Source organism: Pseudoflavonifractor sp. BSD2780061688st1 E11 (assembly GCF_005844125.1).
GTDB lineage: Bacteria > Bacillota > Clostridia > Lachnospirales > Lachnospiraceae > Sellimonas > Sellimonas catena.
Window position 1 is genome coordinate 21,890 of sequence record NZ_SPHM01000023.1, and the last position, 21,732, is coordinate 43,621.

At 46.7% G+C, this 21,732-nt stretch carries 22 protein-coding genes; 10 read left to right on the forward strand and 12 right to left on the reverse strand.

Annotation, left to right across the window (positions count from 1 at the left end):
- Positions 1-9: 9 nt before the first annotated feature.
- From FGQ85_RS11175 to FGQ85_RS11205, 7 genes are all read right to left on the reverse strand, one after another.
- A complete protein-coding gene (locus FGQ85_RS11175) occupies positions 10-1,809 on the reverse strand; it encodes an ABC transporter ATP-binding protein (protein ID WP_118636508.1) in 1,800 nt (599 codons plus the stop codon).
- A complete protein-coding gene (locus tag FGQ85_RS11180; RefSeq protein ID WP_138373491.1) occupies positions 1,802-3,535 on the reverse strand; it encodes an ABC transporter ATP-binding protein in 1,734 nt (577 codons plus the stop codon). Before FGQ85_RS11180 ends, FGQ85_RS11175 begins: the two co-directional genes overlap by 8 nt.
- A gap of 178 nt (positions 3,536-3,713) precedes the next feature.
- Positions 3,714-5,078: a dipeptidase PepV gene (gene pepV, locus FGQ85_RS11185; protein WP_087254661.1), complete on the reverse strand. Its 1,365-nt coding sequence runs from the start codon at positions 5,076-5,078 to the stop codon at positions 3,714-3,716.
- Between the two features lie 394 nt (positions 5,079-5,472).
- Positions 5,473-6,891, reverse strand: a complete 1,419-nt coding sequence (locus tag FGQ85_RS11190) for a glycoside hydrolase family 32 protein (RefSeq protein WP_138373492.1) — start codon at positions 6,889-6,891, stop codon at positions 5,473-5,475.
- Between the two features lie 6 nt (positions 6,892-6,897).
- Positions 6,898-8,850 carry a PTS beta-glucoside transporter subunit IIBCA gene (locus FGQ85_RS11195; protein ID WP_138373493.1) on the reverse strand — a complete coding sequence of 651 codons (1,953 nt, stop codon included), beginning with the start codon at positions 8,848-8,850 and terminating at the stop codon, positions 6,898-6,900.
- Positions 8,851-8,995: 145 nt separating this feature from the next.
- Positions 8,996-9,967 carry a LacI family DNA-binding transcriptional regulator gene (locus FGQ85_RS11200; protein ID WP_087254727.1) on the reverse strand — a complete coding sequence of 324 codons (972 nt, stop codon included), beginning with the start codon at positions 9,965-9,967 and terminating at the stop codon, positions 8,996-8,998.
- Position 9,968: 1 nt separating this feature from the next.
- Positions 9,969-10,664, reverse strand: coding sequence for a Crp/Fnr family transcriptional regulator (locus tag FGQ85_RS11205; RefSeq protein WP_087254671.1), 696 nt, complete (start codon positions 10,662-10,664; stop codon positions 9,969-9,971).
- A 107-nt stretch (positions 10,665-10,771) separates the two neighbouring features.
- On the opposite strand from FGQ85_RS11205, the gene FGQ85_RS11210 reads away from it, so the two are divergent.
- Positions 10,772-11,494: a 4Fe-4S binding protein gene (locus tag FGQ85_RS11210; protein WP_087169630.1), complete on the forward strand. Its 723-nt coding sequence runs from the start codon at positions 10,772-10,774 to the stop codon at positions 11,492-11,494.
- Between the two features lie 81 nt (positions 11,495-11,575).
- On the opposite strand, the gene FGQ85_RS11215 is transcribed toward FGQ85_RS11210, so the two are convergent.
- Complete coding sequence (locus FGQ85_RS11215; protein WP_138373494.1) at positions 11,576-12,583, reverse strand: hypothetical protein; 1,008 nt, start codon at positions 12,581-12,583, stop codon at positions 11,576-11,578.
- 135 nt (positions 12,584-12,718) lie between these two features.
- Positions 12,719-13,744 (reverse strand): M42 family metallopeptidase, encoded by a 1,026-nt coding sequence (locus tag FGQ85_RS11220; protein WP_330616923.1) that lies wholly within the window; start codon positions 13,742-13,744, stop codon positions 12,719-12,721.
- 213 nt (positions 13,745-13,957) lie between these two features.
- Between FGQ85_RS11220 and FGQ85_RS11225 the strand changes: the two genes are divergently transcribed.
- The 9 genes from FGQ85_RS11225 to FGQ85_RS11265 all read left to right on the forward strand — a co-directional run bounded on the left by FGQ85_RS11225 (position 13,958) and on the right by FGQ85_RS11265 (position 19,132).
- Positions 13,958-14,608 (forward strand): DUF6198 family protein, encoded by a 651-nt coding sequence (locus FGQ85_RS11225; RefSeq protein ID WP_087169633.1) that lies wholly within the window; start codon positions 13,958-13,960, stop codon positions 14,606-14,608.
- Between the two features lie 108 nt (positions 14,609-14,716).
- Positions 14,717-15,820, forward strand: a complete 1,104-nt coding sequence (gene ytvI / locus FGQ85_RS11230) for a sporulation integral membrane protein YtvI (RefSeq protein ID WP_087169634.1) — start codon at positions 14,717-14,719, stop codon at positions 15,818-15,820.
- A gap of 180 nt (positions 15,821-16,000) precedes the next feature.
- Positions 16,001-16,231 (forward strand): helix-turn-helix transcriptional regulator, encoded by a 231-nt coding sequence (locus FGQ85_RS11235; protein WP_138373495.1) that lies wholly within the window; start codon positions 16,001-16,003, stop codon positions 16,229-16,231.
- Positions 16,218-16,634, forward strand: coding sequence for a hypothetical protein (locus tag FGQ85_RS11240; RefSeq protein ID WP_138373496.1), 417 nt, complete (start codon positions 16,218-16,220; stop codon positions 16,632-16,634). The genes FGQ85_RS11235 and FGQ85_RS11240 overlap by 14 nt, the downstream gene beginning before the upstream one ends.
- Before the next feature lie 84 nt (positions 16,635-16,718).
- Complete coding sequence (locus tag FGQ85_RS11245; protein ID WP_138373497.1) at positions 16,719-17,303, forward strand: sugar O-acetyltransferase; 585 nt, start codon at positions 16,719-16,721, stop codon at positions 17,301-17,303.
- 162 nt (positions 17,304-17,465) lie between these two features.
- Positions 17,466-17,588 (forward strand): MerR family transcriptional regulator, encoded by a 123-nt coding sequence (locus FGQ85_RS11250; RefSeq protein WP_330677504.1) that lies wholly within the window; start codon positions 17,466-17,468, stop codon positions 17,586-17,588.
- Positions 17,589-17,764: 176 nt separating this feature from the next.
- Positions 17,765-18,070: a type II toxin-antitoxin system RelB/DinJ family antitoxin gene (locus FGQ85_RS11255; protein ID WP_087169637.1), complete on the forward strand. Its 306-nt coding sequence runs from the start codon at positions 17,765-17,767 to the stop codon at positions 18,068-18,070.
- Complete coding sequence (locus FGQ85_RS11260; RefSeq protein WP_087169638.1) at positions 18,067-18,396, forward strand: type II toxin-antitoxin system RelE/ParE family toxin; 330 nt, start codon at positions 18,067-18,069, stop codon at positions 18,394-18,396. The genes FGQ85_RS11255 and FGQ85_RS11260 overlap by 4 nt, the downstream gene beginning before the upstream one ends.
- 286 nt (positions 18,397-18,682) lie before the next feature.
- A complete protein-coding gene (locus tag FGQ85_RS11265; protein WP_087169640.1) occupies positions 18,683-19,132 on the forward strand; it encodes an Hsp20/alpha crystallin family protein in 450 nt (149 codons plus the stop codon).
- Positions 19,133-19,183: 51 nt separating this feature from the next.
- Here FGQ85_RS11265 and FGQ85_RS11270 read toward each other — a convergent pair whose 3' ends face one another.
- Genes FGQ85_RS11270 through FGQ85_RS11280 form a run of 3 tightly spaced genes read right to left on the reverse strand, consistent with a single transcriptional unit; the run spans position 19,184 to position 21,600 of the window.
- Entirely contained in the window at positions 19,184-19,807 is a 624-nt protein-coding gene (locus FGQ85_RS11270) for an ATP-binding cassette domain-containing protein (RefSeq protein ID WP_138373498.1), read from the reverse strand.
- A 1-nt stretch (position 19,808) separates the two neighbouring features.
- Entirely contained in the window at positions 19,809-20,582 is a 774-nt protein-coding gene (locus FGQ85_RS11275) for an ABC transporter permease subunit (RefSeq protein WP_118636523.1), read from the reverse strand.
- Complete coding sequence (locus tag FGQ85_RS11280) at positions 20,560-21,600, reverse strand: ABC transporter substrate-binding protein (RefSeq protein ID WP_087169643.1); 1,041 nt, start codon at positions 21,598-21,600, stop codon at positions 20,560-20,562. Before FGQ85_RS11280 ends, FGQ85_RS11275 begins: the two co-directional genes overlap by 23 nt.
- Between the last annotated feature and the right edge of the window lie 132 nt (positions 21,601-21,732).

A 21,732-nucleotide genomic window follows, 5' to 3' on the forward strand; every position in this document is an offset into this window, starting at 1 on the left:
CCACAATGTCTAGCAAACCTCATCAAAATTTTGTCCCGCGAACTGAGAATGATACAGTTTTTCGTACATTCCTTTCTTTGCCAGAAGCTCTTCGTGTGTTCCCTGTTCCACAATATCTCCGTCCCGCAGTACCAGAATCATGTCCGCGTCCCGGATTGTAGAAAGCCGGTGGGCGATAACGAAGGATGTTCTTCCCTCCATCACCCGAAGCATGGCTTCCTGAAGCCTTCTCTCAAGTCTGGTGTCCACCGAGGATGTCGCCTCGTCCAGAATCAGAATCTGCGGATCCTTTAAGATCGCTCTTGCGATGGTAAGGAGCTGCTTTTCTCCCTGAGAAATATTGTTCGCTTCCTCATTGATCAGTGAATCGTATCCTCTGGACAGTGTGCGGATGTAGTGATGGACATTTGCCATCTTCGCAGCGCTGATAATCTCATCTTTTCTTGCATTCTGTCTTCCGTAGCGGATATTATCATAAATACTTCCGGAGAACAGCCATGTATCCTGCAGTACGAGCGAGAACAGCGATCTCAGATCTTCCCGTTTCATATCCCGGATATCAACGCCGTCAATCTTGATGGAACCACCCTTCACGTCGTAAAAGCGGAGCAGCAGATTCATCAGCGTTGTCTTTCCTGCTCCTGTCGGACCGACGATCGCCACCGTCTGGCCTTTCTTGACATCGATATTGACATCTTTCATCAGAAGTTCCTTATCGTATCCAAACTGTACATGTTCAAAGGTCACATTGCCTTCGATTTTATCCTTTGCAATCTCTGCCTTTCCGCCCTGATCCTCTTCCGTCTCAGCAAGAAGGGTAAAGATTCTGCGCATGGCGGAAAAGGCTGCCTGTACCTGTGCGGAAAGCTGGGAAACCTGGGACAGCGGATCGTTGATCTGCCAGATATAGCGCACAAATGCCTGAAGCTGTCCGATCGTAATGGTCCCCTGAATAACCTGAAGACATCCGATTACCGCACAGGTACCGATCGTCAGGTAAGTCACAAGTGACACGCAGGGAGAAATCAAAGAGGAGACAAACTGCGCCTTGAACGCGGAATTTCTCATCTTCTGATTGACTTCCTCAAACTGTTTTTCCACATCTTCCTGTTTATTGTAACTGATAATCTCATTAAATCCGCCGTACAGCTCCGTGATTGCACCATTCAATTGTCCTACGGTTTTCTGCTGAATGTCAAACAGATCCTGGGAACGCTTTACAAATACCTTCGTAATAAGCGCCACGAGCGGAATAATGATCAATGCAATCAGCGTCATCGCTACATTGATCCGAAGCATCATGCTGACCGCAAGAATAAAAGTCAGCACCCCGCTGATCACCCTGGTCAGCGTCTGCTGCAGAGCATTGCTCAGCGTATCCACATCGTTGGTCACACAGCTTAATACATCTCCAAAAGCGTGCTCGTCAAAATAGCTGACCGGCATCTTCTGGATTTTCTTCTGAAGTGCCCCTCTCAAATCATGCATCGTCTGCTGAATCGCATTGGTCAGGAAAAATGCCGACACAAGGAGCGCCAGTGCCCTTGTCACATAACTTGTACCAAGAAGCGCCAGAATGCGGAATACCTTGTCAAAATGTACATGTGCCCCGCTGACACCCTGGAGAATTTCAGACGCGTCCCGGGCGAGCTGTGTCGTTGCAAGCCCCTCTATTGTCGGATTCAGGGAATAGATTGCTGTCGCAAACACTGTCGTCAGGACTGCCACTAAAAGTTTTCCTTTGTACGGACTTACAAACCGTCCCATCCCTTTCATACATGCCTTCCAGCCGATCTGTTCTTTATTCATAAGCCAGTTCCTCCTCACTCAGCTGGGAAGCTGCAATTTCATGATATACACTGCAGTTTTTAAGCAGTTCTTTGTGCGTGCCCTTTCCGACGATCCTGCCCTCGTCCAGAACAATAATCTGGTCTGCATCCATAATCGTAGAGACTCTTTGCGCAACGATCAGGACAATCTCATCCGTCATCTCCTTACGAAGCTCACTGCGCAGCTTTGCGTCCGTCCGGAAATCCAGTGCGGAGAAAGAATCGTCATAGATATAGATATCCGCGTGCCGCACCAGTGCTCTTGCGATCGAAAGCCTCTGCTTCTGTCCTCCGGAAACATTTCCCGCGCCTTCTACAATCCTCTCCTGAAACTGCCCCGGTTTCTCCATAATGAAATCATAGGCCTGCGCTACTTTTGCCGCATGGACTACTTCTTCCATGCTCGCGTTCCGGTTGCCGAAACGGATATTCTCCTCGATTGTCCCACTGAAAAGATTGGCCTTCTGGGACACAAATCCGATCCGTTCGCGGAGCTTATAAATGTCCATATCCCGTACGTCCACTCCGTTGATCAAAATCTTTCCGGCTGATACATCATAAAATCTCGGGATCAGCTTGATCAACGTACTCTTTCCGGAACCGGTGCTTCCGATAAATGCTACCGTCTCGCCTTTCTTCGCCTCGAAAGAAATATGCTGCAGAGCTGCTTCTTCTCCGTCCGGATAAGCAAAAGTAACATCATCAAATACGATACTCTTTTCCCTGTCCTCTGTCTTTGAAGCATCCGGGTGGTTCTCGATGATTGACTCGGTTTTAAGTACCCGCCGGATACGTTTTGCCGACACATTCGCCCTTGGATACATCATAAACACAAGGCAGAACAGCAATACGGAAAACATTGCATGGAAAACATAGTCCATAAAAGCAATCAGCTTTCCAACAGGAAGTGTACCGGCATCAATCATAAAGCTCGCAACAACATAGATCGCAATGATCGCAAGATTCATCATAAGAAAGAATACCGGATCTGTCGAGGTCATCAGCTTAAACAGCTTTTTCGACTGGTTCATAAAATTTACATTTTCTTTGTCAAACCGTTCAGATTCATATTCATCATTATTAAAAGAACGAATGACACGGATACCGGTCAGATTCTCACGGAAAATCCGGTTGATAGAATCCAGTGACGCCTGCTGCCTCTCACTGATCGGAGAGGAAATCTTCGCCACAATAACGACCCCGATAATAATCAGAGGAATCGTAGAAATAATGATCAGCGACAGATCCAAAGAGGTGCGGACTGTCAGCATGAAACTTACTACAATCATAACCGGGGTCAACACTGCCGTCCTCAAAATTACATTCATAAACATCATGATCTGAAAAGCATCATTGTTTGTTCTCGTAATCAGAGATGCCACTCCGATCTCATTCATTTCGCTGTGCGAAAAAGTCTGTACCTTTCGGAAAACATCCTGCCGGATATCATGAGCAATCCCTGTGGAAATCCGGGCACAGCAGTAACCAAGAAGAATGGTGCCGCAGACGCCAATCACAGAAATCACCGCTGTCAGCACTCCCATCTTCATCAAAAATCCTTTGTCCTCATTCATGACTCCCTGGTCGATCATATAGGAAATGATCGTCGGAATCCCCAGTTCCACCAGAGCAAATCCAAAGACGGAAATCACGTTCAGGACAAACCAGAATTTGTATCTTTTCAGATACTCCAAAATCAGTTTCACCTCATAACCTCCCTCATCCAAAAGTGTTGTAAGCCCAATGTATCATATCCTATATTTTCCGGCAAGAGGGGAATGCATTTTCACGTAAAAAAAGGGATTCCGGACTGTTTCCAACATCACAAAACGGACATTGGAACAGTTCCGGAATCCTTTTTCTATTCTGTCTTAAATCAGCATTTTATTTCTGTGCAATCTCATACATTGCTGCCGCCAGAATCTGGTAGGACAGCATCATTTTCTCTACATCCGCACATTCATTCGGCTGGTGAATGACATCCGGCTCTCCCGGGAATGTCGGCCCAAAAGCAACCATATTATCAAATGCTTTTGCATATGTACCGCCTCCGATGGCGATCGGCTGATCGTCTCTTCCTGTTTCTTCTTTATATACGTTCATCAGCTTCCGGATCAGCTCAGAATCCTTCGGCACGTATAACAGTTTGCCTTCAGACTCCAGATCTGCATTCATTCCATAAGCCTCTGCCTGTTTCTTCATTGTTGCAACAAGGGTGTCGCGGTCTCCGTTCTTTGGATAGCGGATATCCAGTGTGAAGAACAGATCTTCCTCTGTGCATTTTACAACACCAAGGTTGACTGTTGTCTCTCCTGTCTCCTCGTCTGTCCAGCAGATATCGAGAGATTTTCCATTTGTCTCTGTTCCGATCTTTTCCAGAATAAAGTTGATCATCTGTCCCGGATCTCCATCGATGCCACAATCTTTTACAGCCTCAAACAGCTTGATTGCCGCATTGACTCCTTTTTCCGGAGTACTGCCATGTGCGCCCTGTCCTTCTGCCACGATTGTAGTCTTTCCATCTGCCTTTGTCACGGTGATGCCGTCTGCTTCTTTGACATCCAGATCACCTTCTACAACCATTGTACATTTTGGTGTTACGACATTCTTTGCTGTACCGCCCTCAATAGAAAGCACTTTGACACTGGACGGATTTTCTACTTTCTTTGTAACTTCCCAGAAAGACTGTCCCTTTTCACAGAAGATAACCGGGAACTGTCCGTCCGGAGTAAAGCCGATCGCAGGCTGTTCTCCGCCAGCTTCGTTATAATGTTTTACACAGGAAGAACCGTTTTCTTCATCTGTTCCGAAAATCACACGGATTCTTCTGTCGATCGGAAGTCCGAGATCACGGATCGCTTTCAGTGCATAAATCGCTCCTATTACCGGTCCCTTGTCATCCAGAACTCCGCGGCCGTACATCTGTCCGTCATGAATCTCGCATGCCAGCGGCGGGTATTTCCATCCCTCTCCAAGCGGAACAACATCCAGATGTCCAAGAACCGCTGCCATTTCTTCGCCCTCGCCATATTCGATCCAGCCAACCTTGTTGTCAAGATTGCCTGTCTTAAATCCAAGCTTCTCGCCCAGTGCCAGAGCGTGGTCCAGAGCTTCCTTCGGTCCTCTTCCATATGGTGCGTCTTCCTCCGGTGCGCCTTTGACACTTTCGATTGCGACACTCTCTTTGATGGAAGCAAAGATCTCATCTTTAAGCTCCATCATCTTCTCGTTTAATTTTTCATATCCCATTGCTATAACTCCTTTCGCTGAATCACTTCAGCATAGTAACTCACAGAATTATTCTATAATATTCCATGGCAAAAGGCAAGAGATATCAGACGATTTTGCCAGGAGAAAACTACTGAGAAACCCGCCCGGTTCCGATAGTCAGATTTTTCGGCTTTCTGGGGAAATTTCTCCATTATAACCGCAGGTTTTAGCGGCCGCAGACGGTTTGATCTGGCAATTCTTGTTTCGCAACCGTAGATTCTGATTTCTACGGTTCAAATGCAATACCCTCTTCTTTTAACCGTAATATCTGATTTGGCTTTCTCTCATACGAGTCATGTCCCCTATTTCCAGATGGCAAAAGCAGGGCAGTACCGTTTGCCGCGATACTGCCCTACTATAATCATTAACCTTTTTACGAAACCAGTTCCCACATCTTTATCTTCGCTTCGTCCGCCTGAATTTGAAGTCCGTAGTTTTCCGGATAAAATCTCGTGGAAAAGACATACTCTCCATCATTTACAAACACCTCACAGGTCGATACATCTGTGAGAATGGTTACATTATTCAGAGTTTCGATTTCCTGATACCGGATGGTCCGTCCGCCGGACGCATTCTCTTTGGAAGGATTGATAAACCGCATCTCAAATCTGCTGTCCCGATATTCAAGAATCAATTCTTCTCCGAGTACAGCATGGAACTTATTTTCTTTGATTTCCGTAATTCTTGCTTCATAAACAGGTTCTTCTTCCACATAAAGGCCGCCTGTCGCTTCTGCCAGAATCCGTTTCCTTTCTTCCAGTTCTCTGACCGGACGCTGCAGGACTCTTCCGTCTTTCACATAAATTTCTCTTGGAATAGTGAAGCAGTGCTGCCATCCGTCCTCGATAGTCCGGTTTATATATTCCGGACAGTCCGGCATTCCCATCCATCCAATCTGGACTCTCCGGCCATCCTCTGTCTCAAAGCTCTGCGGCGCATAATAATCAAAACCGTAATCCCAGAGTACATATTCCGAAAGCGTACACTGCTCTGCAACGTGGCCTTTCACTTCAAAATAACCGGACTGGTAGACATTTTTGTCTTTCCATTTCTCACCTTCCAGTCCCTGTACCGATGCAGAGAGAATCTTCTTTCCATCAATTTCAAAGTAGTCCGGACATTCCCACATGAAGCCAAACGGCTCTTTTGTGGTAATTCTGTTTTTCAATAACCAGTGAATCCGGTCTGAAGATGCAAATAGAAGCGCCTCTCCAACATCATCTTTCCGTCTGGCCCCCTGAATCATGTAGTAGATGCCATTCCCTTTCCAGACTTTCGGATCCCGAACATGTTTTGTCACATCTTCCGGATAATCTTCATTTGTCATCAAAAGCTGCTTTCGTCCAAATTGGAAGCCATCCTCGCTCTCCACGAGTATGGTGTTGGCTTCCCTTCCTTCCGTCACATAATCAAAGTCGCCGTCCAGCTTGACATTTCCGGTATAGTAGAAAGAAATTCTGCCATCTTCTGTCAACGCACAGCCGGAATAAACACCATGGCAGTCGAACGGCTGATCCGGGTAAAGTGCCGCTCCCTTATATTCCCAGTGAAGCATGTCACGGCTTGTGGAATGTCCCCACAGTTTCAGGCCTCCCTCCACGTCAAATGGAGAGTACTGAAAAAAGGCATGATACAGGCCTTGATACTGGCACAGCCCGTTCGGATCGTTCAGCCATCCGGCCGGAGGGGCCAGATGGAATCTTGGCCGGAACCTGTCTGGCTCTCCGGACCGGCTCTCAATCTTCTCAATCATTTTGACCAGTTTTGTAAGATCTTTGGATAATGCATTCATTGAATTCTAAGCTCCTGTTCTGATCGTCATTACTGTCGTTCCCCGGCTGACCTCCTGCGGTTCAGCCTTATCAACCGCCGCAAAGCTGTCGGCATTGGTCAGAATCATCATGGTTGCCGTATCGTATCCGGCCTTTTTAATCTGATCAAGATCCGCTTCGATCAGCAGATCCCCGGCATGTACCTGATCCCCGTCCGCTACTCTTGTCGTAAATCCTTTTCCTTCCATCTTGACTGTATCGATTCCTACATGAATCAAAATCTCTCCTCCGAGACTGCTTGCAATGCAGACTGCATGTCCCGTCTCATAGATACTGACAATCTGACCGTCACAAGGTGCCACGATCTGTCCGTCTGACGGGATGACTGCCGCCGTCTTCCCAAGCACTTCCGCCGCAAACGTCGGATCACTGACCTCAGATACCGGAATCAATGTTCCGTTGACCGGTGTATGAAGTTCTTCGCTTCCGGCCGTTGCTGTTGTGTTCGCAGGAATCTCGCCTGCCTCTTTTTCATCCCTGTGTTCTTCCGGCAATGTCTGCGGCGCATCCGCCTTCACAACTTCCGGCTTCTGATCTTTATTCTGATCCTTATAAAGAATAAAAGAGAGAATAAATGCCACACCCACTGCGATGACCATCTCGATAATATACTGAACCGGCTGTTCCAGACAAAGCAGGATTCCGAAAATACCCGTTACACCGGTTCCTTTTGCTCCCAGATGCACGATTGAGGCATAAAGTGCTCCACATCCTCCTCCGATACACCCTGCGATAAACGGTTTGAAAAACCGAAGGTTGACGCCGAAAATTGCCGGCTCCGTGATTCCCATAAACGCACTTAATGACGAAGGAAGGGCAAGTGATTTCACCTTTTTATCTCTGGATTTGATTCCCACTGCCAGCGCCGCCGCACCCTGTGCAATGTTTGCCGCACTTGCAAGAGGAAGCCAGTAGGTCACTCCGTACTGTGCAATCTGTCCAAGGTCAATGGCCGTGTACATCTGGTGGATGCCTGTTACAACCGTTGGAGCATAAAGTCCGCCCATGATAAGGCTTCCGATCCCAAGCGGCAGGGTAAGCAGCCACTGAATCGCACTCAGAACCGCATTTTCCGCCCATACGAAAACCGGACCGATAACCGCAAGTGTAAGGTATCCTGTCACAAACACGCTGACCAGAGGGGTAACAAAAAGATCCAGGACCTCAGGCACGACTTTGTGAAGTTTCTTTTCCAGTACTGATAACAGCCATACTGCAATGACAACCGGAATAACATGTCCCTGATAACCGACCATGTCAATGTCATACAGTCCGAAAAAGACGGACTGGGTAGCCTGCACACCTTCTGTCGCTACGGTGTAGGCATTCTGAAGACTCGGATTGATCATAATCATACCGATGACTGCTCCCAGATACGGGTTGGCACCGAATGCTTTTGCTGCCGAAAACGCGATGAGGATCTGTAAGAATGTATACGCCGTATTGCTGAAGATATTGGCAAATACATAGAAGGACCCGCTCGTATCAATGTTGATAAATCCATTGGAATTCATAAAGTCCAGAGAGTTCATGATTCCCATAAGGAATCCGCTTGCCACAATGGCCGGAATGATCGGAACGAAAATGTCCCCCAGAAGCTTGATTGCCCTCATAAATATATTCTGCTTCTGTACCGCGGCCTCCTTGGCCTCTGCCTTGGAACTGGCCGTCACTCCGGAAACCGCAATGAATTCATCAAAGACCTTATTGACCGTCCCTGTTCCAAGGATGATCTGAAGCTGTCCGGATGCCTCAAATACGCCCTTTACGCCGTCTACGTTTTCCAGGGCTGTTTTATCCGCTCTGGAATTGTCTGCAATGACAAGGCGAAGCCTTGTTGCGCAGTGTGCGGCAGAAACAATATTTTTGCTTCCGCCCACATGCTCCAGGATTTCTTCTGCTGTTTTTCTGTAATCCATGTTTCTCCTCCTTCATTTTATGTAATCGATTTCATATCCTGCATAAATAATAACGAAAAAAGTGCCACTTGTAAATATGGCACTTTTACTGATTTTTCTATTCTGTTTTTGTGAAAATTGATTGCTTATCTGTTTTATCCTCTGTCTAATGTTCCATAATCTGGTATCCGAGTTTCATCCGGATCGGCACCTGATGTCCTTCTTCAATAATGTCCAGCAGCATTTCCGCAGCCTTGATTCCGCTTGTTTTATAGTAAAAATGGACTGTTGTGATTCCCTCGGAAACTGCTTTTAAGAACTGATTGTCCCCAAAACCCGTCACTTTCACCTTTTCTCTTCTTTCCTTTTTGCACTCTTTCAAAGCTTCCATCGCTCCCGCCGCGATTGTATCTGTCGCGCATGATATGATATCGATATCACTATTTTTCTCTAAAATCGCTTTTGCCTGACGGTACCCGGACTCAACAGAAAACTCCGAAAGCCCGTACAGTTCTTCCGGAAGAACAATTCCCGCCTCCAGAAGTCCGGCCCGGAATCCGTCTTCTCTTTCCTGCCCGACAGCCCGGTCATCTCTTGTCACTCCGATATAGGCAATTTTTTTCTTTTCTTTTCCGGCAATCCTCCCTGCCAGATCTTTCGCTGCGCCATAATCATCATGATACACACAGTTTGCTTTATCCGTATACTGTCCCAGCACTACGATGGGAACCTTGCTCTGCTCAAAAAATTTCTCGTGCTTTTTGGAGATGACCGTTCCGATCAGAATAATCCCGTCTACCGGATAATTTTCAAACAGCCGCATATATTCCAGCTCTTTTTCCGACCGGTTGTTCGTGACAGTAAGCAACATCTGAAACTGCTTTTCCGCCAGTACTTCTCCAATCCCGTCCGTCACCCGCGCAATGGACTCGGAACTGAGCTTTGGTGCTACAACACCGATCAGCCTGGCTTTTTTCGTCCTCAGAATCCGCGCCTGGGCCGACGGATGATATCCGGTCTTCTCAATAGCCTCCCGTATCCGTTCTTTTTTCTCTTCACTTACATATCCACCATTCAGATATCTGGAAACAGCCGCACTTGACACCTGCGCGAGCTGTGCGATTTCTTTGATTGTCATATCAAACTTTTCCTCCTTTGCCTGCATTCTCTGCATCCACATCTTCATTCAACAGTGTGAAATGATTTTTGCGAAACGTCAGAACTCCTTCCTTCTTCAGCTTTCCAAGCACCGCTGAAAGGGCACTTCGGTCCGCCGCAAGATAATCCGCAAGCCCCTGCCGGTCAAACGGGATCTCAAAACTATTGCTTCCCTGTCTCGCCGCCTGTCCGCCAAGATATGACAACACTTTCTCACGAAGTGTTCTTCTGGAAAGATGGGCGACCCTCCCTGCAAGAAACAGATTTTTCTTCGCCAGGATCTGCATCATATTTTCCACAAGGATCTGCTGCGCCCTTCCTGTCCCGCTTCGCCTCATCATCCGTCCAAAATGAATCCACAGTACTTCCGTATCTCTGGCTGCCTCCACCGTAACAAGAGACGGCTCACCTGCCGCCGCAAAGGCCTCCGCAAAAATCTCTCCCGGCATTCCCTGCGCAAGCAGTGTAGTACTTCCGCTGAACTCTTCTCTCAATATATGAATACATCCTTCCAGCACGATACCGAATTCACCCGGAACCATTCCCGCATGAAGCAGGACTTCCCCTTTCCGGTAATATTTCTTTATAGCCCGGATCTCCTCTACAAGCCCCCGGATTTCCATATCGGTCATGCCCGAAAACAACGGGCATTCTGCTATAATTTGTATTTGATCCATAATTCTCCTTCGTTGTAATTACAACCGACTCTTTTTCCTGAGTGTACTATCCTATACTCAGGAAGTCAAGCCGTTTCCTGTAAACAAAATGAACAAGGAGGAATATGATGATCAGAAAAATAATCAAAATCAACGAAGAACTCTGCAATGGCTGCGGCCTCTGTGCCCAGGCGTGCCACGAGGGCGCAATTGAAATGATAGATGGAAAAGCAAAACTGGTGCATGAACATTACTGCGACGGTCTTGGAGACTGTCTGCCTGCATGCCCTGCCAATGCAATTACATTTGAAGAGCGGGAGGCGCCTGCTTATGATGAGGCAGCTGTCAAAGCTGCTCAGGCAGAGAAAGCCGGAAAAGCAGAAACCGAAAAGCCGGCACTTGCCTGCGGATGCCCTGGAAGCATGGCAAAAGCCATTCATCGCAGCGGGGTAGCGCAGACCGCGCCGCAGCCTACCGGCTGTCCGGGACTTCTTTCCCAGTGGCCGGTTCAGATCAAGCTGGTACCGGAACAGGCTCCGTACTATCACAATGCGAATCTTCTGATCGCCGCCGACTGTACCGCTTATGCATATGGAAATTTCCACCAGGATTTCATCCGAAACCACATCACGCTCATCGGATGTCCAAAACTGGACGAAGGCGACTACACGGAGAAACTGACCTCAATTTTAGCAAACAATGAGATCAAAAGCCTTACGATCGCACGGATGCAGGTTCCTTGCTGCGGCGGTCTGGAGCGCGCGGCAGTACAGGCATTGAAAAACAGCGGAAAAATGATTCCCTGGCAGGTCCGGGTCATCACACCGGAAGGACAGATTCTGGACCGTTAACTTTCCGCTGCTTTTGATCAAAGAATCATTTTATATTTTTTTACAAAACAAGGAGGACGTCCGTCACGTCCTCCTCTTTGTTTATCTTCCTACTATTTTTCTGATCACACAGAGCACAACACCAATCACACTGCATCCGAGTATAACTGTGCTGACACGCTCCACTACTGCAAGTGCCAGTCTCGCACCTTCCAGAACCTGTGGACTTGCCGGGATCACCGGTACCACATAACCTGCAGCTGCCGCCAGAATGGCAAACAGAATAAATGCTGTCAGCCCTCGTCCCGTGTCGTAGCTTCTGACACGATTACCGTCCGGCATCTTCTTTCCTCCAAGAAGCCAGAGTGCAGAAATGACACCGTACAGGAGAATGACTCCCGCAATGCCAAGGTAGAGCGCCTGTGCATAATTCCGGTCTGCGGCCACCCGCCAGATCTCGCCAAGCGTACTTCTCTCAACCCAGAATTCCTGCCACAATTCCAGAACAATCACAGCCATCACGACAAAACATCCACATTTCAGCGCAATGGAAATTCCCTTTCCGACTGCTTTTCCTGCTGTCTTTCCGGCTTTTCCTGCCACACGTCCGGCTGCTTTCACCGGGCGGGCCGCTGAGCCTGATTTCTTTTTCTTCTGTCTGTCCTGATCCCGTTGCTCCTGCTCTCGTCTGCCGTCTTTGCGGCTGTCTTTCTGAGGCGCTTTTTTCACCGGTTTTTTACCATTTTTACCGTCTTTTCCTGTACCGGATCCCTGCTGCTGCGGACGGCGCTTTCCCGGACGGCTCTGTCCGCTCGTGCTGCGTGCCCCGGCAGTCTGCTTCTTCTGAGGCTGTCCGTTTGCAGGCTCAGCGGCCTTTGGCTCTTCCGTTTTCTTGTCGAGGTTCCAGTTCTCCTCGTCTCTCCAGTCTTCTATCTCAAACGGCTCCTCTTCAGACTTGTCCTGCGCACCGCCTTGTTCCCCGGAGGCTGCATCCGGCCGGCTGTCCAGATCTTCATCATCATCCAGCCACTCCACATCGATCCAGTCATCCTGTCCCTGAGGCTCTTCCCGTCTGATATGATCTTTAATCCGTCCTCCCTTATGTTCCATACAATCAGTCTCCCCTTCCGTAAATCTGATTTCTTCTGTAACACATGTATTTTAACACGGATTCTTTTAGATAAAATGGTTTTCACATTTTTTTAAGAATTTTAAGTAAATCGTAATCTCCTGTCTTTCTCCAGCCTATCCAAGATATGTCTCAAGCAGAAGAAGAGTATTCTTCACTCCATCCACATGGCTTCTCTCGTATCCGTGAGATGCATAAACACCTGCCCCGATCAATCCATGGCGCACATCATATCCGGCTGTCAGTGCAGCATCCGCATCCGATCCGTAATGAGGATAAACATCCACCGCAAAATCGCATCCCGCTTTTTTCGCCGCCTCAATCAGATTAGAAACGACATCATAATTGTAAGGTCCCTTGCTGTCTTTTGCACAGATCGATACCTGATGCTCTTTGCAGGCAAGACCGTCTCCTACACATCCCATATCCACGGAAAGCACTTCTGTCACACCATCCGGAATGGAAGCGGATCCGCCGTGTCCAACCTCTTCAAAAACTGTCATGTGGAGATAAATTCTCCGCTTCGGAGTCACGCCATCCTCTTTGATATGCTTTGCGTATCCAAGAAGCATTGCGGTACTGAGCTTATCATCCAGGAAACGGCTCTTGATATAGCCGCTCTTTGTAATTGTTGTTCTCGGTTCAAAGCAGACAAAATCTCCGGTCATAATTCCCAGCTTCTCCGTCTCCTCTTTGGAAGATGTCTTTTCGTCAACAACAATCTCCATCACATCGTATGTCCGCTTTGTCTCCGCGTATTTACCATTTACGTGAACAGAGGCGTTGCAAAGCTGGCATGTCCCGTCATAGATACGTCCGTCCCGTGTCCGGATGCGGACAGTCTCACCTTCTGCGGAGTTGGCGTCGATTCCTCCCACCGGAGAAATCTCCAGACATCCGTTGCTCTTGATCTGTGAAACCATCGCGCCCAGTGTATCTACATGAGACTCTACAAAGACCGCATTGTCCGCGTCTTCTCCGCCGAGATCCGCAATCACTCCACCTTTTACTGTGCGGTATGCCGGCACTCCCAGTTTCTCAAATTCATTTAAAAGATAATCCGTCACCTCTTTTGTATAGCCTGACGGGCTGTCGATTGCAAGCAGGTTTTTCAGCTGCTCCAGTACGTATTCCATATTCATTGGTCCTTCTCCTTTCTCATACCTTCTGTTTCTCTTTATATGATCCATTATAGCATCAGACGGGCCTGTTTTGCTACCCATCCATTAAAACGTTTCCCATAATTTACATTTTCTTTTCAAATGCTATAATAAAATAGAACGCAGTGAAATGCTGTGTAATTGATGGATGCGCTTTTACGCATCACTGTAGTTTTATCGAAAGGAATGAGTATCATGCATAATCAACTGACTGTTACCCTTTTTAAGCGGTATTTCATTCTCCTGGCCGGTCTTACCATCATGGCTTTCGGGGTGGCATTTTCCATCAAGGCCAGTCTCGGGACATCGCCGATCTCCAGTGTTCCTTATGTCATCAGCCTGTTTTCTCCGTTTACTGTAGGAACCGCTACTATTCTCATGCACTGCGTTTTTATACTGCTCCAGATTTTAATTCTCCGAAGAAAATATCATCTGATTCAGCTGATGCAGCTTCCTGTAGCCTTTCTCTTTGGATATCTCACTGATTTCGCGGTCTGGGCGGTCCGCGGCATACAGTGCCATACATACTGGCAGCAGTGGATTGTCTGTCTGGCGGGTATCTTTCTGGTAGCCGTCGGGGTCAGCCTGGAGGTCAAGGCCGGTGTAGTCGTTCTCGCCGGAGAAGGAGTAGTCCTTGCCATCTGCCAGGTTCTTCCGGTCAAATTCGGTTATATGAAGGTGGGATTTGATGTGACATTAGTACTGACTGCCTGCATCCTTTCGCTCGTGTTTACTCAAAGCCTTCAGGGTGTCAGGGAAGGAACCGTTGCCGCTGCCCTTCTGGTCGGACTGATTGCAAAACGTCTGGGAAAAATATGGGAGAGATTTCCGCTGGAAGAAGCATAAAAACTGCTTTGGCAGCATACTTTCTGTTGACACTTTCACAAATCTCCGATATCTTAATTATTAGTGAGTTATTTCTATATTGAACATGGAATGAGGTTATGAAAACAAATGGAAAAACGGACAAAATTCATCATTAACTTTTTGTACTTCGCAATTATTATTGCCCTCGCCTTTTTTGTGCTGAGGTTCGCACTGTCCTTTCTTTTCCCGTTTGTCGCGGCGCTTTTTATTGCCTATATATTGAGACGCCCTATTCAGTTTATTACCACAAAAACACAGCTTCCCCGGAAGCTGTCAGCCATTCTTGTGGTTCTGGTATTTTATGTGACAATCGGTACACTTTTAGTGCTTGGAAGCATCCGGGCTTTTTCTTATGTAAGCGACCTGATACAAAGGCTTCCGCAGATTTATCTCCGGTATGTAAATCCGGTCCTGATTGATCTTTTCGATCAGCTGGAACACGCGATCCAGCAGGCGGATCCTTCTATTCTGGATACCGTAGATTATTTGTGGAACCAGCTTATGCAGTCTCTTCGTGGAATTGTATCGAATCTTTCTCTTACCAGTATGGAGGCAATTTCCAATATTGCGTCCTCCCTTCCGATGCTTTTCATCCGGCTGGTTTTAATGATCATCTCTACCTTCTTTATTGCTATGGATTACGAAGCCTTATCCGCTTTCTGCATGCGCCAGTTAAGCGACAAAGCCCAGAACGTGGTCCGGCAGATCAAGCAGTATGTGGTCGGTACATTATTTGTCTGCATCCGCTCCTACGCACTGATCATGAGCATCACATTTGTAGAGCTGGCTGTCGGCCTGACTTTGATCGGTATCAGGAATTCAGTTCTGATCGCTTTGTGCATTGCAGTTTTTGATATTCTTCCGGTTCTCGGTACCGGCGGTATCATGATTCCATGGGCTGTTATTTCTGCAATCCTCGGAGATTTTCCGGGAGCGATCAAGCTTGCGCTGCTCTATGTATTCATCACTGTCGTGCGCAACATTATTGAGCCAAAAATCGTAGGCGGACAGATCGGACTGCATCCGGTTATTACACTTGTCAGCATGTTCGCCGGTGTCCAGCTGTTCGGTGTAGTCGGTCTGTTTGGTTTTCCGATCGGGCTGTCACTGCTTTCCTATCTGAACCGCACCGGCACAATCCATCTCTTCAAGATGGGTTCAAAAGAATCGGACGAGAATACCAATAGCTGACGCTATCTATATAAAAAGCAGGAATTCCTGGATAAATGGGATTCCTGCTTTTTTATGGGGAAATCATCCGGAGCCGGAATATGAAGTTTCCTTCATATATCTGTTGACATTTTCATATTCTTCTGATAACATGAAGTTAACTTCACAAGAAGCTGACTTCACATTGATGAGAGGGTACACATGAAAACAAGAGTAAAAGAATTAAGAACAGCAGCAAAAATGACACAGCAGCATCTGGCTGATCTGGTTCACGTTTCATCGAGGACGATCATTTCCATCGAGAAGGAGCAGTACAGTCCGTCCCTGATGCTGGCCTACCGGATGGCCCTGATATTCGGCGTCACCGTTGAGGACTTATGCTGTCTGAAAGAGAATAAAGAAAAGGAGGATAAACAGTATGAAGATTTATAACAAGAATAATTTTTTCCTTGGATTGTTTTTTTGCCTGCTTGGCATTGCGATGCTGATTGCAAGCATCTGGAAAGGCTTCGATATCAAGGGAAGCCTGATCATGGTTTTATGTCTGTTCTTCGGGATTGGGATTCTAATCCGCAGTTTATCCGCCGGTCTGTCCCGTGAAGATAAAATCAGCGAACTTGACGAAAGAAATCTCCTCGTAAAGATCAAATCCCGAAGTACTGCATTTTTATGGTCGGAAGGCATCTGCTTTCTCTGCCTGCTTGCATGTATGCTGGGGCATTCTGTCATCGGAGAAGTATTATCGGTACCTATGACACTTGCGTTTGGCATCATGTTAGCCGCCATGATGCTTCTGGAATTAATTACTGTAATTTATTATAACCGGAAAATTTAAAATACTTGTTTACCTTTTATCTATTTCCTCTTTTTATAGAAAAAGATATAATAATTATATCTTTGAGTAATGGAGGAACATTAGATGACGGAAAAAGAAAAAATGCTTGCCGGACAGCTTTATGACTGCGGCGATGAAGAGCTTTTGACACAATGGCATAAAGCAAAGGACCTGGCCAGGGACTATAACCGGACAGATTCCGCAAATGCACAGGAAAAAGAACGCATTTTAAATGAATTACTTGGCGGAAAAGGGAAAAATCTCTGGATTACCGCTCCTTTCTATGTCGATTATGGTAACAATATTTATTTTGGCAATAATTGTGAAGTAAACATGAATTGTACTTTTTTGGACGATAATATTATTCGGATCGGCAATAATGCGCTGATCGCCCCAAATGTTCAAATTTACACAGCATTTCATCCAACCAACGCTTCCGACCGTTTCGGTTCACCGAAAGAAGATGGCTCCTTTGAATTCTGCAAAACACAGACCGCGCCTGTCGTAATCGGTGACAACGTATGGATAGGCGGAGGCGCAATTATTATGCCTGGCGTCACGATTGGTGATAACGTTGTTATCGGTGCAGGCAGTATTGTCACAAAGTACATTCCAAGCAACACGATTGCTTACGGAAATCCTTGCCGGGTAAGACGGGAAAATAAATAGATTTAGTAAAAAAGATTTGAAGTTGATAAGGAATTGGAGACTCTCCGTCTATTGCGGCTATTCCAGCTTTAATAGACGGATTTTTGATAAATCCTTGACTGTAAGCCTTGTTTACAGCTTATTATTAAGTAAACTAGAGTTGCTTGAAAGGGGATGCATAACATGACTATGAAAGATGTAGAAGAACGAACAGGTCTATCCCGTTCTAATATCCGTTTTTATGAAAAAGAAAAACTCATTGAGCCTTCAAGAAATGAAAGTAATATTAAAAAGTCAGATTATTGATTTGAACAGAGTGAAATTCATGTGCGAAAAAATGTTGTATGAAGAAAATATTAGTTATGAACGTTAGAGCAGTTCAACCGTATCATTGGAGCGCAGGATATAACGTATTGCTATTGTGCGGACATCTGTGTATAATAAAGAAAAAGATATGAACGAGAAAGGAGCATTGTGTTATTATGGCAAAGTCAGCAAATTTATATGCAAGAATAGAACCTGAAGTCAAAGAGCAGGCCGAAAAAATCCTCTCCACACTTGGTATTCCTGCTTCTAACGCTATCAATATGTTTTATAAACAGATTATCTTACATCGGGGACTTCCTTTTGAAGTGAAAATCCCAGACAGAACGCCCACAGATATAAGTATGCTGGGAACAGAAGAACTGCATGCAGAGTTGGAGAAAGGATATGTGGATATGAAAGCAGGTCGAACCAAAGATGCAAAGACGGTTTTTGCTGATATTCGCAAAGATTATAGCTTATGATTTTTAACGTAGTCACATCAATACAGGCTGAGGAAGATCTGCGAGGGATATTTGAGTATATCACTTTTGAACTTTTGTCACCAGAAAATGCCGAAAAGCAACTGGAACGTCTGGAAAAGCAGATATTAAGTTTAGATGAAATGCCGGAACGCTTTCCGAGATATGGAAAAGAACCGTGGCATAGCCGAGGTTTACGTTTTGTTGCGGTAGATAACTATATCGTGTTTTATCTTCCGGATGTGGAAGAACAGGTGGTAACAATTCTTCGTGTCATGTACAGCGGACGCAACATTGAAGAACAGTTAAGCGTCTATATAAAGCAATAAGCAATTCATACAAAGCGGTTTCTCCTTTGGAGATCAACCGCTTTTTCTATACTCAAATTCAAAAGTGGAAAATGTTTGCAAACACCGATTTTACAAGATTTGCAAAAAAATTTCAAAAAATTAGCACTCACCTCTTGACAGTGCTAATATCAAGTGCTATATTACACATAGAACAAAGGGAACAGATAGAAAAGAGCCGGAAAGCTCAGGTACCTGCCCCGAAATACCACTCCCCCAGCGGGAGTGATCACATAAATATTTTGTCAATTGAAAGGAGAAATGACTTATGATGATGCCTAGTATTTTTGGAGAGAACTTATTTGATGACTGGATGGATTTCCCATTTGATGATGATTTCTTTAGAAGGACACCTTCTTACAGCAAGAAGAGTTCTACATCAGTAATGAGGACGGATATCAGGGACACAGATGATTCCTATGAACTGGATGTCGATCTTCCTGGATACAAGAAAGACGAAATCAATGTTCAGCTGAAAGAAGGATATCTGACCATCTCCGCTTCGAAGAATACAGAGAACGACGAGAAAGATAAGAAGGGCAACTACATCCGCCGTGAACGTTATAACGGCACCATGAGCCGGAGCTTCTATGTAGGCAATGCTATTCACCAGGATGATATTCGTGCAAAATATGCCGATGGTATCCTGAAGATCTCCGTTCCAAAGAAAACGAAAAAGGAAGTTGAGCAGGCAAATTACATCTCCATCGAAGGTTAATATAAAAAGAGAGCCGGCGGCAGTCAAACATCAGTGACTGCCGCCGGTTTTTTATTGTCTTTCCTCTTCTTTATGATCCAGGCTGATACAGACTGCCCCCATCTGCACCGCCTCTTTGCTGTCATGTGTAACAAAGATCACCGTCTTTCCGGTACACATTTCTTTCGTATAGTCCATAACCTGTTTTTTTGTCTCTTCATCCAGACCTTTGAAAGGTTCATCCAGAAACAGGATATCCCAGTCGCAGCAAAGTGCCCGTAAAAGCGCAACCCGCCGTCGCATACCGCCGGAAAGTTCCCGGACCGGCTGATCCTCGCACCCGGACAGCCCGGCCGCCGTCATTGCTTCCCGGATCTGACGCACCTCCTCCCGGTCCCGGCCCCACGGCTTTTTCTGCCGCACCAGCCGGATATTTGCGGAGGCGCTTAAATTCTCACAGAGCCGGTCCTCCTGAAAGACCATGCTCTTTTTCATTTCTTCCATTCCTTCGATACTTCCCGAATCCGCCTCTTCCAGTCCGGCCAGAATCCGAAGAAGCGTCGTTTTTCCCGCACCGGACGGTGCCATAACACATGTAGTCTTCCCTTTTTCGAACTCCGCCGAGAAACCGGCGAGCACCATGTGCGTACCATAGGACTTAAAAAGACGGGAAATCTTGATTTTTCCATTATCCATCTCAGCTCATCCTTTCCAAATGACTGACAATCCGGTCTACCGCCGCCAGAAACAGTTTCTCAAATACAAGGCTGATCAGCACAATCACCACCGTCCACGCAAACAGATCCGGCGTGTTCAGATAGACTTTGGCATTGTACAGATTTTCTCCGATAGAGCCGTCCGGAATTCCAATCACTTCCGCCGCCACCCCTGCCTTCCAGCAAAGTCCAAGAGCCACCGAACACCCTGACCGGAAAAACGGAAGGACCTGCGAAACATAGACATAACGGATCTGTACTGCCTTCGGTACTTCAAATACCTGCACCATCTCCAGAAGTTTCGAATCCGTACTAAGGATCCCATCCAGTACATTCGTGTAAAGAATCGGAAATACCATCAGAAAGGAAATCACGATGGAAAGATTCCGGGAGGGCACCCAGATCAGCACAAGGATGACAAAGGACGCGACCGGAACCGCCTTGATCGTCAGCACCGCAGGCGCAAGAAGCTCTCGAATACGCCTGAACCGGGCAGAAAGTCCTGCCGCCAGAATCCCCGCTGCCATGGCAATAAGAAAGCCGCCCAGAATCCGTACCAGGGAAAATCCGATGGACTGCCAGAATTCAGTTTCCCTTACAAGCTCTGTCAGCCTCCTGAAAACAACAACAGGAGATACCAGCAGTATCTCCTGTCCGATCCAAGTGCTGACTGCCTGCCACACAAGCAGCCAGACTGCCACAGCCCATAATCTGATTGTTCTTTTTTTCTTCTTATTCGCTGTAGTAGAAATCATCTTCCGGCAACGCTCCTCCTATTGACTGCGCATTGGCATCCAAAAGCACCTGCAGATATCCGGAAAGCTGTTCTTTCATCTCATCCCCGGTAATGCAGACAATGTTGCACTCCGGAAGCGCTTTTTTCGCCACTTCTTCCGTCACAATTTCATACTGTCCAACCAGCTTCGCCGCATCATCCGTATTTTCGTTTACATAGTCAACGGACTCTTTGTAGTGATCGAGGAAATTCGCCACTGCTTCCGGATTCTCTTTTACAAACTCGCTTCTCGCAACAACGACTCCTGTCAGAAGCGCGCTCTTCTCCTCTTTATTCTCCTGAATCTTATCCCATTCCTCTGTCAGATCCAGCGCAACGCGGATATTTGGATTCTTTGTCTGCGCTGTCGTCACAAACGGCTGCGGGAGCATTGCGATTCCGCTCGGATCATTTGCCAGTGCCGCCACACATTCCGAGTGCTCGCTCTTCCACTCAATCGTCACATCTGCTGCCGGATCGATTCCGTTTTCCGTCAGAATATAATTCAGCGCATATTCCGGAGTAGACCCTTTTCCGCTTGCATAGATCGTCTTTCCCTTCAGATCTGCTGCTGACTGTACTGTCTCTCCGTTCTCAACGATATAGAGAACACCAAGTGTATTAACTGCCAGAACCTGTACCTGACCTTTTGTATTGTTGTACAGTACGGATGCCAGGTTGGCCGGTACCGCCGCGATGTCAAGCTCTCCCTGCACCAGCTTCGGTGTCACTTCGTCTGCGGATGCCGCAATCTGGAAGTTGTAATTTTCATCATCCACTTCGCTCTTGTCCACATCATCCATGAACTTCACCATTCCCATGGCGGTCGGTCCCTTCAGTGCCGCGATATTGACATCCACCGGCTCTGCGGTCTGTTCCTGCTTTGCAGAATTTTCTTCACTTTGCTTACTGCCTTCATCCGTACTCTGAGAGCCGCATCCTGCGAGGGACGCCGCAGCCAGTACCAGGACAAGCAGCCATGAACATAACTTTTTCATAATAAGCTCCTTTCTTTCTGTCAGATAATATTATGATAAATCAATTCTTTACTCCAGGCAAGCCTGTTTTGTTTTTTGCACAATTTCCTGGCTGTCACGGAAACAAAAAGCCAGGTTCCCCTGGCCGCCTAT

What these genes read in the sequence shown, in the direction of transcription:
- FGQ85_RS11225 (WP_087169633.1), top strand. Translation starts at nt 13,958, where the DNA reads ATGCATAATCAACTGACTGTTACCCTTTTTAAGCGGTATTTCATTCTC.
- FGQ85_RS11250 (WP_330677504.1), top strand. Translation starts at nt 17,466, where the DNA reads ATGACTATGAAAGATGTAGAAGAACGAACAGGTCTATCCCGTTCTAAT.
- FGQ85_RS11205 (WP_087254671.1), bottom strand. Translation starts at nt 10,664, where the DNA reads ATGGATCAAATACAAATTATAGCAGAATGCCCGTTGTTTTCGGGCATG.
- FGQ85_RS11240 (WP_138373496.1), top strand. Translation starts at nt 16,218, where the DNA reads ATGAAGATTTATAACAAGAATAATTTTTTCCTTGGATTGTTTTTTTGC.
- FGQ85_RS11215 (WP_138373494.1), bottom strand. Translation starts at nt 12,583, where the DNA reads ATGGAACATAAGGGAGGACGGATTAAAGATCATATCAGACGGGAAGAG.
- FGQ85_RS11190 (WP_138373492.1), bottom strand. Translation starts at nt 6,891, where the DNA reads ATGAATGCATTATCCAAAGATCTTACAAAACTGGTCAAAATGATTGAG.
- FGQ85_RS11265 (WP_087169640.1), top strand. Translation starts at nt 18,683, where the DNA reads ATGATGATGCCTAGTATTTTTGGAGAGAACTTATTTGATGACTGGATG.
- FGQ85_RS11245 (WP_138373497.1), top strand. Translation starts at nt 16,719, where the DNA reads ATGACGGAAAAAGAAAAAATGCTTGCCGGACAGCTTTATGACTGCGGC.
- FGQ85_RS11195 (WP_138373493.1), bottom strand. Translation starts at nt 8,850, where the DNA reads ATGGATTACAGAAAAACAGCAGAAGAAATCCTGGAGCATGTGGGCGGA.
- FGQ85_RS11275 (WP_118636523.1), bottom strand. Translation starts at nt 20,582, where the DNA reads ATGATTTCTACTACAGCGAATAAGAAGAAAAAAAGAACAATCAGATTA.
- FGQ85_RS11260 (WP_087169638.1), top strand. Translation starts at nt 18,067, where the DNA reads ATGATTTTTAACGTAGTCACATCAATACAGGCTGAGGAAGATCTGCGA.
- FGQ85_RS11210 (WP_087169630.1), top strand. Translation starts at nt 10,772, where the DNA reads ATGATCAGAAAAATAATCAAAATCAACGAAGAACTCTGCAATGGCTGC.
- ytvI (WP_087169634.1), top strand. Translation starts at nt 14,717, where the DNA reads ATGGAAAAACGGACAAAATTCATCATTAACTTTTTGTACTTCGCAATT.
- FGQ85_RS11235 (WP_138373495.1), top strand. Translation starts at nt 16,001, where the DNA reads ATGAAAACAAGAGTAAAAGAATTAAGAACAGCAGCAAAAATGACACAG.
- FGQ85_RS11255 (WP_087169637.1), top strand. Translation starts at nt 17,765, where the DNA reads ATGGCAAAGTCAGCAAATTTATATGCAAGAATAGAACCTGAAGTCAAA.
- FGQ85_RS11270 (WP_138373498.1), bottom strand. Translation starts at nt 19,807, where the DNA reads ATGGATAATGGAAAAATCAAGATTTCCCGTCTTTTTAAGTCCTATGGT.
- FGQ85_RS11200 (WP_087254727.1), bottom strand. Translation starts at nt 9,967, where the DNA reads ATGACAATCAAAGAAATCGCACAGCTCGCGCAGGTGTCAAGTGCGGCT.
- FGQ85_RS11175 (WP_118636508.1), bottom strand. Translation starts at nt 1,809, where the DNA reads ATGAATAAAGAACAGATCGGCTGGAAGGCATGTATGAAAGGGATGGGA.
- FGQ85_RS11280 (WP_087169643.1), bottom strand. Translation starts at nt 21,600, where the DNA reads ATGAAAAAGTTATGTTCATGGCTGCTTGTCCTGGTACTGGCTGCGGCG.
- pepV (WP_087254661.1), bottom strand. Translation starts at nt 5,078, where the DNA reads ATGGGATATGAAAAATTAAACGAGAAGATGATGGAGCTTAAAGATGAG.
- FGQ85_RS11220 (WP_330616923.1), bottom strand. Translation starts at nt 13,744, where the DNA reads ATGAATATGGAATACGTACTGGAGCAGCTGAAAAACCTGCTTGCAATC.